This window comes from Alkalispirochaeta alkalica DSM 8900 (assembly GCF_000373545.1).
Classification (GTDB): Bacteria; Spirochaetota; Spirochaetia; order DSM-27196; family Alkalispirochaetaceae; genus Alkalispirochaeta; species Alkalispirochaeta alkalica.
In genome coordinates this window covers 1-12284 of the sequence record NZ_KB891704.1, presented here as the reverse complement: position 1 = coordinate 12284, position 12284 = coordinate 1, and the positions used below count along the sequence as shown (strand labels likewise).

Sequence of the window (12284 nt, the reverse complement as noted above, 5' to 3'; positions counted from 1 at the left end):
CCCCGGATCATGGGCCAGGGAGGCTCCTTTACGGCCATCGCCCAGGGTTACGACAGCCTCTTTACCAACCCCGCCGGGGTGGCCCGTTCCGAGGGCCCCCGTCTCACCATACCCTCCATGACCCTCTGGGTACACTCGAGACCGGGAAAGATACTCCCCACCATCGGGGCCATGGGTGCCGACGAATCCCTGGACAGCGACGATGACGACGACCCGATCATAAAAAACCTGAAGGAGCAGTTCACCACCAACGGCTTTGGCCTGGGCGCTGCCCTGGGCATCGGCTACATCGGTGACCGGGTGGGCCTGGGGCTGAACATCGCCATGGACAGCTACCTCTACGGAGAGACCTTTCCCCTGGGGCTTCAGGGNGAGATCCAGCAGCAGCTGATGTTCGCCGTGGCCTACGCCTATCCCCTGGAGATAGGCCCCGTTTCGCTTTCCCTCGGCGCAGCCCTNCGGCCTACCCTGCGGATCGTTTCCCTGGTCGACTCAGATACCGCTGCCGACCTGATCTCGCGCTACTTCGACGTGGAGGTCGAGGGGGCCGAGGACGACGAAGACCTCATGGATTCGATCACCGCCTTGAACGGTTGGGGTGTCGCCTTCGATGCGGGACTCCTGGCCAGCTACAAGTCGCTCACCCTGGGTGTCCAGGTGCGGAACCTCTTTAATACCCAGATGGATTACTCCCGAAACTCCCTGCGCGAGATCTCCGAATCCCTTATGGAGGGAGGGCTCCCCGAAAAAACCTCCGATCGCGATGACCCCTCCTACGTCGAGGAGAAGTACGTGATTCCCATGGAGTTTTCCTTCGGCATCGCCTGGCGGCCAAATCTGGGTGAGACCCGGCTGATCATCAATCCCGTCATCCACGCCCAGGTGACGGACCCCTTCAAGATGACCGACCAGGACAGCGACACGGCCCGTTCCATGTGGACGCGATTGCATTTTGGAACGGAGGTGGAGATGCTTAATTTTCTGGCGCTCCGTTTCGGGCTGAATCAGGGCTACGCCACGGCCGGTTTCGGGATGGATCTGGCCCTGCTCTCGGTGAACTTTGCGATCTTTGCCCGCGAGTTCGGGCGATACCCCGGGGACCAGCAGGTGAGCGGGGCCGCCCTGGAGTTCGCCTTCCGCCTGTAGCGGGCTTCGCAGAAAGGGCTGAACCATCCTGCCCGGGCCTCTCCGATGATCTGCCAGGAAAGGCAGGAAAAAGCCTTGACAAAAGAGGTTCTTCCCGGTAGATTTTGGCCTCGTTACGAGCGTGGGCCGCTAGCTCAGCTGGTAGAGCAACGCCCTTTTAAGGCGTGGGTCGCTGGTTCGAACCCAGCGCGGCTCAGAACAGGGTCAGGGCACGGNTTCCGTGCTGGTGACCTTGCACGGGTCTCCTTCGTCTAGTGGTTAGGACACCGGGTTTTCATCCCGGCAACGCGGGTTCGATCCCCGCAGGAGATGCTTTCAGACCCCTCCCTCCGGGAGGGGTTTTTTTGTGTGCCCGGCAGGGCTCACCGGCCTGGGATGAAGGTCCTCTGCGGGCCCGGGGTGTCCTGTCCCTTCTGTCTTCCCTCTCTTGCGTCGTCCCTTGCGTCCCTTGCGTCCCTTGCGTCCCTTGCGTCCCTTGCGTCCCTTGCGTCGGCCTGGCCGATGCCGTTGTGTCTGGTTCCTCTTTCGTCTGCGGCGGCTATGGATATCGTGGTACAATTCTGCCAATAATAGAATCGGTCGGGGGCTTATATTCTCTGCGCCTGTCGTGGTAGAGTCCCTCGAAGAAGATTAAACATAGTAGAGGTCTCTATGAATACGCTGGGAATATCCTTGGGCTCATCGAGTATAAAACTTGTTCATATGAGAAACCACCGNATCGAGTGGTGGCGTGTCATACCCCACGAGGGCGCGGTNATTTCTGTGCTCGAACGGGAGCTGGCTCATCAGCCTGTTCCCTCGGGAACCAGGGTCCTCGTAACGGGAACCGAGGCCCGGGAACTCGTTCAGGCTGCTTCGGCNATCGAGCCCCTTTGTCTGGAGCGGGCCCTGGCCCGGAGCGGGCAGGCCTCCGGGTCGCCCCTGGCGATCGTCTCCATGGGAGGGGAGGAGCTGATCCTCTATACCCTGGACGAGAAGGGCCACGTGCGGGGGAACTTTTCCGGCAACAAGTGCGCCAGTGGCACGGGTGAGTTTTTCCGGCAACAGCTGGGGCGCATGCATATGGAGCTGGACGAGGTCAACCTTATTCCCGATGATACCNCGACCTGCTCGCTCTCATCGCGGTGCTCGGTCTTCATGAAAAGCGATTGTACCCACAAGCTGAACAAGCGCCAGGCCAGTCGCGAAGAGATCACCCTCAGTCTGAGTCAGGTCATGGCAACCAAGGTGGCCGATTTCCTGAGCCGTGCAAAGATCACTTCGGGCCGCGTCATTCTCACGGGGGGCATCACGGCAAACCGNCACGTCCTGCGGGAGCTGCAGCAGCTCGCCCCGGAAATAACTTTCGACGTCCCCCCCGAGGCGGTATTCTACGAGGCCTTCGGGGCAGCCCTGCTGGCTGAAGAGGCCGGAACGGTCCCCGATGACATAACCCGAATGGTNCAGGAGTCCCGCATCCGGTTCGAGCGCTTCCCCTCGCTNCGCACTGCCCAAAATCGGGTCACCTATTTCGAAGAGATCCGTGAGCCGCTCCAGGCGGGGGGGCGGTACATCCTGGGGATCGACGGTGGCTCGACCACCACGAAGGTCTGCCTCGTCAACACCGAGACGGGGAAAATAGGAGCGTCCCACTACGGACGCACCCACGGAGACCCCGTACGGGCCTTGAAGGTCTGTCTCTCGGAACTCCAGAAGCAGATTCAGGATCAGCTCGGGGCAGGGGCCTCCCTGACGGTCGAACTCGCAGCAACCACGGGGTCATCGCGGGAGACCCTGGGGCTCTTTGTAGAGACCCCCGGGGTCTATAACGAGATTATTGCCCACGCCTGCGGGACAACGCGCTTCAGCGACGAGGTAGACACGATCTTCGAGATCGGGGGGCAGGACGCGAAATACGTACTCCTTCAGAACAAGGTCCCCATCGACTACGCCATGAACGAGGCCTGTTCGGCCGGAACGGGATCCTTTCTCGAAGAAAGCGCTGCCGGTGATCTGAATATCCCCTACGCGCACCAGATCGGTGAGCTCGCGCTCCGCGCCCAGGCGCCCCTGAAGTTCGGAGAGCATTGTTCCGCCTTTATCAACTCCGACATCCGCAAGGCCATCGCCCAGGGGGCAAGCCGGGAGGACATTACCGCGGGCATTGTCACCTCGGTGGTGGCAAACTACCTCAACCGGGTTGTGGGGAACCGCACCGTGGGGAGTACGATCTTCCTCCAGGGAGGGGTCGCCAGGAACGAGGCGGTGGCTCCCGCCTTTGCCATGCTCCTGAACAGGGACATTCTGGTTCCGCCGGACCCCGAGCTCATGGGGTGCTACGGCGTGGCGATCCTGGCCCGGGAGAAGAACCGTCAAGGCCTTCTTCAGAGCGGGAACTGGGCCCTGGAGAAGATCCTCGCCACGGAGATCTTCGAGAAAGGTGAGTTCACCTGTTCCGCTTGTGACAACCTCTGCCCGGTCCGCATTCTCGAGGTCAATGGCCATCGCCGCTTCTTTGGTGGGCGGTGCAGCAAGTACAGCAACAGCGGTGCCAGCCCCGCTTCGGGGGAGGCTCTCAACTACGTGGATGAGCGTAACCGCCTTCTCTTCCAGGAATACGCCGCGCCGGAGCATCCTGTGGTTCCGGTTGCCCCGGGGGGTGAGGTGCTCACCATCGGCATCCCCCGGACCTTCTCGGTTCATTCCCTCTACCCGTTCTACAGCTGGTTTTTTCACACCCTGGGGTTCCGCACGGTTCTCTCCGACGGGGTTGAGCGCAGCGGCGTGGCCCGCGTGGAGAGCTCCTACTGTTTCCCCGCCGAGATAGCCCACGGAGCGGTCCAGAACGTGATCGACCAGGAAGTGGATTTCGTCTTTACTCCCCACGTGCGGGATATGGAAAGTTGCGAGGAGTCGGTCCACGCCAATTTTTGTCCCATAACGCAGGGGTTGCCCTATTATATCCGCAAGGCCTTTCCCGATGTTCCCCCCGAGCGGTTTCTCGACGTGGTGGTGAGCTTCAAGCACGGGCCCGGCAAGGCCCGGGAGTTTTTTCGCAGACTCGCTCTGCCCCTGGGGGTCCCGGAAGCCCGGATCGATCAGGCCTTCGCGCAGGCTCTGGAGAAACAGCAGGCCTACTGGCAGGCTGCCCGGGATCTGGGAGAGCGGGCGCTCCAGGAGGCCCGGCAGGAGGAACGGCCCGTGATCGCGCTGCTGGGACGCCCCTATAACGCCTTCACCTCCGAGGCGAATATGGGAATACCGCGAAAGTTTACCTCTCGCGGTCACGTGGTGATTCCCTTCGATATCCTGCCCTTCGAGAAGCAGGAAATCTTTCCCAATATGTACTGGTACTACGGTCAGCAGGACATGAAAGCCTCGGCGCTCCTTAAGGATGAGCCGAACATCTACGTCACCTTCATCTCCAACTTTTCCTGCGCCCCCGACTCCTTCCTGCTGCACTACCTCAAGTGGCAGATGGGTACAAAACCCTTTCTGGTGCTGGAGCTCGATTCCCACAGCGCCGATGCCGGTATCGACACGCGCATCGAGGCGTTCCTCGATATCGTCGAGGGCTACGCCTCCCGGAGGGACTCTCTCACGGAAGAGCGCTACGACAACGGCCTCCGGCTGGTGGTTCCCGAGAAGGGTGATATCGTCGTCCATAACAGCAACACCGGCCAGGACATCCCGGTGCGGAACAACCGCTCGGTCAAGCTCCTTCTCTCCAACATGGGGGAACTGGGAACGGAGCTGCTCGCTGCGGTGATCCGGTCCCGGGGAATTAACGCCCAGGCCCTTCCTCCAGCCGACTCCCACACCGTCATGATCGCCCGGGGCCACTGTTCCGGTAAGGAATGCGTTCCCGCACATCTGGTCCTGGGAAACGTTCTGCAGTTCCTTGCCTCCGACCAGTACCGCAAGGACGAGATCTATCTGGTCTTTGTCCCTATCACCACAGGTCCGTGCCGGACCGGCCAGTATTACGTGTTCTACGAGAACCTCTTTCGGGACCTCCGGATCGACAACCTGGTGATCTTCACCATGAGTGCCGATAACTCCTATACCGAGATAGGTCCCGATGTGGGAGCCGCCATGTGGCAGTCCCTGGTCATCTCGGATTACATGAAGGATATCGAAACAGCTCTGCGTACCTGTGCTGAAGACCCCGCCCGGGCGATAGCGCTGTACCGGCAGGAATGGCACAAGGTGGTGCAAAAGGCCGAAGGAGATTTCAGCGAAATCTATCCCGCCCTGAAAGAGGCTGCCCGGGTCTTCCAGACGATCCCGCTCGCCAGGGGGCTTTCGCAGGTGCCCAGAACGCTTGTGGTGGGAGAGATCTACGTGAGGCGTGACGACTACGCCGTGGACGAACTGGTAGGAACCCTGGCGCGCCAGGGAATCATGGCCAAGGTCTCGGGCGTGAGTGAATGGATTCATTACCTGGATTTTGTGCGCGACTACGAGCTCCGGAAACGGCTCTCCCTGCGCCCCCTGGTGATGCGGCCCTTTGCCCGGGAGGCCCGGGCGCTCCTGCGTCTTGGTCTGGAACGGGCCTGGAAACACCGTGTGGAGCAGCGGGTGCTCAGGATACTGGGGCCGTCACGGCTGGTTCCTCCGGGACCGGGAACGATGAAGAAGATCATGGAGCGCACGGCCACACATTTTGTGAATCCCGAGTTGAACTCGGAGATCGCCGTTTCCACGGGAGCGGCTGCGGCGGCCATGGAAAACGGCTACTCGGGAATTGTGAATATATCGCCCTTCGCCTGTCTTATCGGGCGGGTGATCGAGGGGGTTTTTTCTCCCTGGGCCAGGGTGAGGAATTATCCTCTTCTTTCCGTGGAGGTCGATGGTAACCAGCTTCCCCCCACTACCCTGAACCGGCTGAACGTCTTTGCCGTGAACGTCGCCCGTTACCAGGGGCAGGGCAATGGGGCCGATCCGTCTGGCGGGTCCGGCTTCTCTCCGGAGAGGGCTACCCCGGCTTGCGCTGAAGCGGAAGCGTCATGCACCGGGGACCGCCTCCTCCCCGAGCGAGTTCTGCCCCGGGAATCGTGATCGCCAGACGTTCACCCGGTGACGGCAGGGTCCCCTCTGCCGTCACCTCGCAGGCTGTCCTGACCCGGAACCCTGCCCGGTCCAGCTCTTCCAGGGTGGCCGTGTTGCAGTCGTAGACCAGGATCTGCCCGGGGGCAACGGCGAAGGCGTTGGTTCCCGAGAGCCACTGTTCCCGCTCCTGATTCACCGGGTTCCGTCCACCGCACAGAATCGGTTCGATCTCCATCTTCAGCTTCGCCAGGCACGAGAGCAGCGAGCTGTGGCGGGTGAAGGCGGGCAGGCGGCCCGGCTCGATGTGCATCTCCACCACCGGCAGAGGGGTGTCCCCCAACATGTGGGGCGCGTGGACCAGCGCGCTCCGGTGATCGATCATGGTGAAGAGCATGTCCAGATGAATGGCGAAGCGCTGCTGGGGAAGTGGCACGGCGATTATCGTCAGAGGTTCGGAAAAGGTCCGGGCGATCGCTCCCGTCAGGCGATCGATCGCGGCGGCGTTGCTCCGTTCGGATATTCCCACGGCCAGCAGATTGGGCCCCAGCACAAGCAGATCTCCTCCTTCGAGTCGGCACCCGCGCCGGGCCTCATCGCCTCCGTCAAAGAGCAGGGGCGTCTCTGTTTCCAGAGTCCCCGCGACCGCTGCCGCCACAAGCCGTGACTCCGGTGCCCGCACGGGGTAGGCCATGGCTCCCGTAACGAGCCCCTCTCGCACAACCGCTGCAGAGTCCCGCATGAAGTAAAGGTTTGGCAGGGGTGGGTGGGCGTAGCGTCGCTCCGAGAGGAAGGTCTGGAGCGAGTCTCTGCGGAGAGGAATCCCCTCCACCAGGGCGCATACCAGCTCACGGGGGGAGAGGCAGAGGAGTTCTTCCAGCGAGACCCAGGCCTCGTCCTGGCGTGCTCCGGACGTGGCGTCGCCGATAATCTCGCTGCACAGGCGTGATCGCAGGGTTTCGTCCTGCAACGCCCTGGTCGCCAGGTCGGTCAGCTCGTGGACATCGCAGAAGAGTTCGAGCACCTCCTTGAACTGGCGGTGGTGAGTCTGCATCACCGAGAGGGGGATAATATCATTATAGAGCAGCTCCTCCGCCGTGGAGGGAGTCATCGCCTCGATCTCTGCGCCCGGGCTGTGAAGAACCACCGAGGACAGGGGGGAAATTTCCGATTCAATCGCCAGTCTCATAGCCCGGGAATTGTAGTTCCTCCCGGGAAAGGAGGCAATCACCCCGGGAACGTCCCGAAAAATATTTTCCACCTCCCCGGGAATCGGTTGATTCCCCCCCCGGTGCGGTGTATCTTTCATTTCACAAGATATTGTGTTCGGGAGCACCCTGTTCCGGAACCGACACACCTGAGGAGGACACATGAAAAAAGGCACTGCCCTGATCCTGGCGGGGGTTCTGTTCGTACTCGCTGTCGCGCCTCTGCCAGCGCAATCGCTCAAGGGAATGAGCCTGAACGGTGCTACGGGGCTGATCGGAATTCCTACGGGTCGGGTCGGGTGGGAGCATAGCAGCGACCTCGGCTTTGATCTCGGGCACCACACTATTTTCGACGATGACCATACGGCGTACATTAACAAGGCTTCCCTGAGCCTCTTCCGGCTGGCCGAGATCGCCTTCGCCTACGATACCAACCGGGGGAGCGACAACGAGGACATGATCATCAGCGGAAAGCTGCAACTCCCTACGCAGGGAACGGCCGTGGCCATTGGTGGCAATGTACAGCTCCTCCAGGTAAACGGTGAAGATGAAACGGTACAGCAGATCTACCTGGCTGCCACCTATCCCGGGCAGTTCTTCAATATGCCCGCNGAGACCACCGTGGTGGTGGGTAAAAGTTTTGGTGATAGGGGGCCGGGAAGCGAAGCGATCGATTTCGGCATGGGTTTTGACCTGGTCCTGTTTCCGGACATATTCCAGGGCTTTGTTCACTGGATCAACGACTTTTCCAACTTTTCCTACAGCTGGGACGCTGTAGGACCCAACGCGCAGGATCGGGGGGCCTTCAACACGGGAATACGGATCGATCTTGCCTCCTATCCGGCCCTGAGCCGTTACAAGCTCGTTATTGACGCCATGATGACCGATGCCCTGGACGACAACAGAGCCTTCGCCCTGGGGATCGTCTTCGGGGCTCCCCTGCAGTAACAAGAAAACATCCGCCATTCCCTGGCAGGGCTTCCCCCTTTCGACGGGGAAGCCCTTTTTTTGTCCGTCCCGGTACCGTATAATGGCCCCATGGATCAAGTAATTTTAAAGGCCAGCGATCTGGACGAAACACTCACGGAACACGACCGGGCCGTTGTCTCGGCCATGGATGATTTGTACGCGAAAGCTCTGGACACAATGAAAATCCTCGACAGCGCTCCCAACGAGGATCGTACCCGCCGCGCCAAGCAGGATCTGATCGATCTGTATCAGGAAATGGGCGACCGAATGAAGGAGTTTACCGCCAAAGAGCCGGGTATCCAGGTCTACTCCTTTCAGACCCCCCGGGCCGTCCACGGTGAGGCCTCGCGTCTCATCGCAAAATTGCGCGACAGCCGAACCCAGCAGAGCGAGTTCGTCTATTATATCCAGCGGGCCTACGAGCTTCTCTTTAATCTGGCCTACGCCGAGCCCGACAACCACCAGAAAAACCATCTTATCGTGCGGACCCCCGTGACGGCGCCGGTACAGAACTTTGCCGTCCACAAGATTCCCGACGTGGACGAAGTCCTGGAAAACACCGTCATGTGTGTCATGCTCCGGGGAGCGCTGCTTCCCTCGATGATCATGTCCAAGGAGATCCAGGAGTATACCTCAACGGGGTACGTAACGCCCTTCGCCCTCTTTCGTATCCGGCGGGACGACACAAAACTCGAGTCCAACATGGAGTACATCCTCGATTTGAACAAATCCTATTTTGAGCTGGCCTCCCTTCACGGAAAGGATCTGATCTTTGCCGATCCCATGAACGCCACCGGGGGAAGTCTTGTTACGATCGTGCAGTATCTCTCTGCCCAGGGGATCAAGCCCAAGTCGGTTCGTTTCTTCAACGTTATCTCCGCCCTCAAGGGGGCCCTGCGAATCACCCGCGCCATCGACAACGCCGTGGTGTATACCCTCTGGATGGATCCAGTCCTGAACGAGTCTGCGTATATTCTTCCCGGGCTGGGAGACGCCGGGGATCGCCTGAACGGACGGGACACCAACGAAGCTCCCCGGAACATCATCCAGCTTATCGCGGATTACGGAGCGACCATCTCTAACCTCTACCGGGCTCAGGTCAGGGGGATTGAAAAAACCGTTCTGGATCATCCCCGGGTGTGATGAGAAGGCCCGTCTCCGCCCGTGTGGTATTTCCGATGCTCCTTCTTGCCGTGCTCGGGGGGTGCGTCTCCCTGGTAGATCGGCAGGAGCTGGCAGAGGAATACTTCAATCTGGGGAACGCCTATTTCGAGTTGCAGGACTATGATCGCTCCTACCGCTATTATCGCAGGGCGATCGAACTGAGTGAGGCAATCCCTGCAGCAGGGTTTAACCTGGCCCGGCTGTACCTGGAGCGGGGGGAAGACCGGAACGCGCTCGATGTGCTCACTGCGCTGCTGGCGCAGGATCCGGATAACACCCTGATCAGGGAGGTTCAGGGGTACACCCTGTACCGGCTTGGAGAGATCTCCCGGGCCCGGCAGGTCTACGGTGGTCTGTTGGCAGAATCGCTTTCCCGGAGTCGGATCGCCTACAATCTGGCTCTCCTGGAAGTGATGGAAGGTGACTACGCTGCGGCAGCTGCCGTTCTCACGGAGCATCTTGGTGCGGCCGAGGAGGATCGGGAGTTCCGATGGCTCCTGGCGGAGGCGCTCTTCCATACGGGCCAGGAGAAGGAGGCTTTGGAGGAGCTTGCTCGCTATCGGCGTCTGGCCGATGGCTCTGCCCGGGATATGGGGCGGCTCTTCCAGCGCTACGTGGAGTGGAGCTTTTTTCTCGATGCGCTGGAGTTGCTGGATGATCTGCCTTCCCAGGCCTTGAATGACCCCGATGTTGCCTGGGCGGAGGCCTGGGCCTATCTGGCCGGAACCGATGATTTCGAGAGAGGGCTTCAGGCGCTGGAGCGGTCGCTGCAGGGGCGCCTCCCCGATGAGGAAGAAGAGATGCTACTTCTCGAGGTTCTCGCCGAAGAGGAGCAGGACATTCTGCGGGAAATCTTCGCGGAGCGCCGGGAGCGTGCTCGCGCCGAAGAGGAGGGCGTCGGGCCCGATCAGGATGAACGTGATCAAGATGAAGAAGGGGGCTCGGACATGGAATCGGAAGCCGAAGGTGCCAGTCGGGACGCCGGGCCCTGAAAGGGGCCTTCAAAGCCCGGCGGTTGTGGTTTACCTAAAGGGGTCGGGTCAGCCGATCCCCAGAAGATCCTTCAAAAGCTCGTAGACTGCAGCCGGGGAAGACGACGCATCCAGGTTGGTAAGCATGTCCCTGCTGCGATAGTAGTCGATCAGGGGCTGGGTCTGCTCGCGGTACACGCGAAGCCGGTTCTTGATCGCCTCCTCCTTATCGTCCTCCCGTTGCACCAGGGGTTCCCCCGTGACGTCGTCTTTTCCCTCTACCTTGGGGGGGGTGGAGACGATGTGGTAGGTCCGGCCGCTTCCGGGGTGCACGCGCCGCCCGGTGAGCCGCCGCAGGACTTCCTCATCGGAAAGTTCGAAGTTGATCACCCAGTCCAGGGTCTGCATGGAGGCAAGAGCGTCTGCCTGGGGAATGGTTCGGGGGAAGCCGTCCAGGATAAACCCCTTTTTGGCATCCTCCTGCTGCAACCGGTCCTGGACCAGCTCAATGGTGAGCTCATCGGGCACCAGGTCTCCTCCATCGAGAATCGATTTGACCCGCTTCCCGAGATCGGTCTGGTTCTTGATATTATAGCGAAAGATGTCTCCCGTGGAGATATGGGGCAACCCTGCGTCTTCAGCTACCCGCACTGCCATTGTTCCCTTGCCGGCGCCGGGGGGGCCCAGAAATACCATCTTCATGCGTGTCCTCCTTGGTAATATAGAAGCTCCATGGTAAAAGAAGGAATGGGTGCGGTCAATGATTCCTCCGGCGATTCCCCGAAAGATTTCAGGCCACGTTTCTGTACGGGTGGCTCTCTTTGTATTATTCTTGAACCATGAAGATCTGGGACGATGTACACCACGAGTTCAGGGAGTCAACACGAACGTGGGTTGACTGGGTGCGACGTGGCGCCCGCGAATTGGGCGATTCCGGTCTCCGCCAGATAGAGCGCCGCGATCTCCAGGCCGAACGGCGCCGAAGTGAGGAAAAGCTGGGTGCCATCGTGGCAGAACGCTTTATCACCGATGGGAAAAAGACGCTGCGTTGCGATGCGCCGGGGCTCATCGAACTTCTTCAGCGGATTCGGGCAATCGACGAGCGTCTGGAGGCTCTGGAGGCTCTAGAGAAGGATCAGAAGTCTGTGGATCAGGGGCCAGAGGCGTCCCGAGGGTCCGGTCTGCCGACAATGGAAGCCCTGCAGGAGTCTCAGAGGGATGATCTGAAAAAAGAGAAGGAATTTCGGGAAAGTGATCCGAAAGGAGTTGACGCGGAGTGATGAGAGCTGATAGATTCACGCTCGCACGGCAGTGATGCGGTGCACTGACTGAGAGCGACCGGGAGGGTGTCAGGAGCTGTGATATCCGGGGTGAGAGCCTTGGGATGTTGCGGAATATTTGACAGTCCTTGAGCCTGAGGGCTATACTGGTTGAGGCTACTTCACCGGACACGGAGAGCATCTAACGGGGAGGATTTTTGTTACGGGCGTATAGTGCGCGTGTAGCGATTACCCTGGGGTGGTGTGTGTATGCGGTGGGTGGCAGGATCTTTTACAGGGAAATAGAGAAGGGAAGGACGCGTACGGATTGGAGCGGGACCCGAGATATTTGAAGTGATAGCAGCTCTTCGGAGCTGTAATAGATCATGGAGAGTTTGATCCTGGCTCAGAACGAACGCTGGCGGCGCGTTTTAAGCATGCAAGTCGAGGGGTAGAAGCGCTTCGGTGCTTTGAGACCGGCGAACGGGTGAGTAACACGTAGGTGATCTGCCGTGAGGTTGGGGATAGCCTGTGGAAAC

Annotated in this window: 6 protein-coding genes, 2 tRNA genes and 1 rRNA gene; 7 read left to right on the top strand and 2 right to left on the bottom strand. The window is 60.2% G+C overall.

The annotated features are described in order from the left end of the window. Positions 1–1269 precede the first annotated feature (1269 nt). The 3 genes from B071_RS0107370 (at position 1270) to B071_RS0107360 (ending at position 6186) form a co-directional block, all read left to right on the top strand. Positions 1270–1342, top strand: a tRNA-Lys gene (locus B071_RS0107370). 44 nt (positions 1343–1386) lie between these two features. After that, a tRNA-Glu gene (locus B071_RS0107365) sits at positions 1387–1458 on the top strand. A gap of 339 nt (positions 1459–1797) precedes the next feature. Next, entirely contained in the window at positions 1798–6186 is a 4389-nt protein-coding gene (locus B071_RS0107360) for an acyl-CoA dehydratase activase (RefSeq protein WP_018526462.1), read from the top strand. Here the strand turns inward: B071_RS0107360 and B071_RS0107355 are convergent. Further along, a complete protein-coding gene (locus B071_RS0107355; protein ID WP_018526461.1) occupies positions 6104–7483 on the bottom strand; it encodes an arginine deiminase in 1380 nt (459 codons plus the stop codon). The genes B071_RS0107360 and B071_RS0107355 overlap by 83 nt on opposite strands. A gap of 937 nt (positions 7484–8420) precedes the next feature. Here B071_RS0107355 and B071_RS0107345 point away from each other — a divergent pair. Both B071_RS0107345 and B071_RS0107340 read left to right on the top strand, forming a co-directional pair. Next, complete coding sequence (locus tag B071_RS0107345; protein WP_018526459.1) at positions 8421–9494, top strand: uracil phosphoribosyltransferase; 1074 nt, start codon at positions 8421–8423, stop codon at positions 9492–9494. Positions 9495–9529: 35 nt separating this feature from the next. Next, a complete protein-coding gene (locus B071_RS0107340; RefSeq protein WP_215730284.1) occupies positions 9530–10507 on the top strand; it encodes a tetratricopeptide repeat protein in 978 nt (325 codons plus the stop codon). 48 nt (positions 10508–10555) lie between these two features. Here the strand turns inward: B071_RS0107340 and B071_RS0107335 are convergent, their stop codons facing one another. Next, a complete protein-coding gene (locus B071_RS0107335; RefSeq protein ID WP_018526457.1) occupies positions 10556–11188 on the bottom strand; it encodes an adenylate kinase in 633 nt (210 codons plus the stop codon). Positions 11189–11325: 137 nt separating this feature from the next. On the opposite strand from B071_RS0107335, the gene B071_RS0107330 reads away from it, so the two are divergent. Beyond that, the gene (locus B071_RS0107330) at positions 11326–11766 is read left to right on the top strand and encodes a hypothetical protein (RefSeq protein ID WP_018526456.1); all 441 of its coding nucleotides are present in this window, start codon (positions 11326–11328) and stop codon (positions 11764–11766) included. 362 nt (positions 11767–12128) lie between these two features. Continuing rightward, a 16S ribosomal RNA gene (locus tag B071_RS0107325) occupies positions 12129–12284 on the top strand; the annotation flags it as partial.

What these genes read in the sequence shown, in the direction of transcription:
- B071_RS0107345 (WP_018526459.1), top strand. Translation starts at nt 8,421, where the DNA reads ATGGATCAAGTAATTTTAAAGGCCAGCGATCTGGACGAAACACTCACG.
- B071_RS0107355 (WP_018526461.1), bottom strand. Translation starts at nt 7,483, where the DNA reads ATGAAAGATACACCGCACCGGGGGGGGAATCAACCGATTCCCGGGGAG.
- B071_RS0107340 (WP_215730284.1), top strand. Translation starts at nt 9,530, where the DNA reads ATGCTCCTTCTTGCCGTGCTCGGGGGGTGCGTCTCCCTGGTAGATCGG.
- B071_RS0107330 (WP_018526456.1), top strand. Translation starts at nt 11,326, where the DNA reads ATGAAGATCTGGGACGATGTACACCACGAGTTCAGGGAGTCAACACGA.
- B071_RS0107335 (WP_018526457.1), bottom strand. Translation starts at nt 11,188, where the DNA reads ATGAAGATGGTATTTCTGGGCCCCCCCGGCGCCGGCAAGGGAACAATG.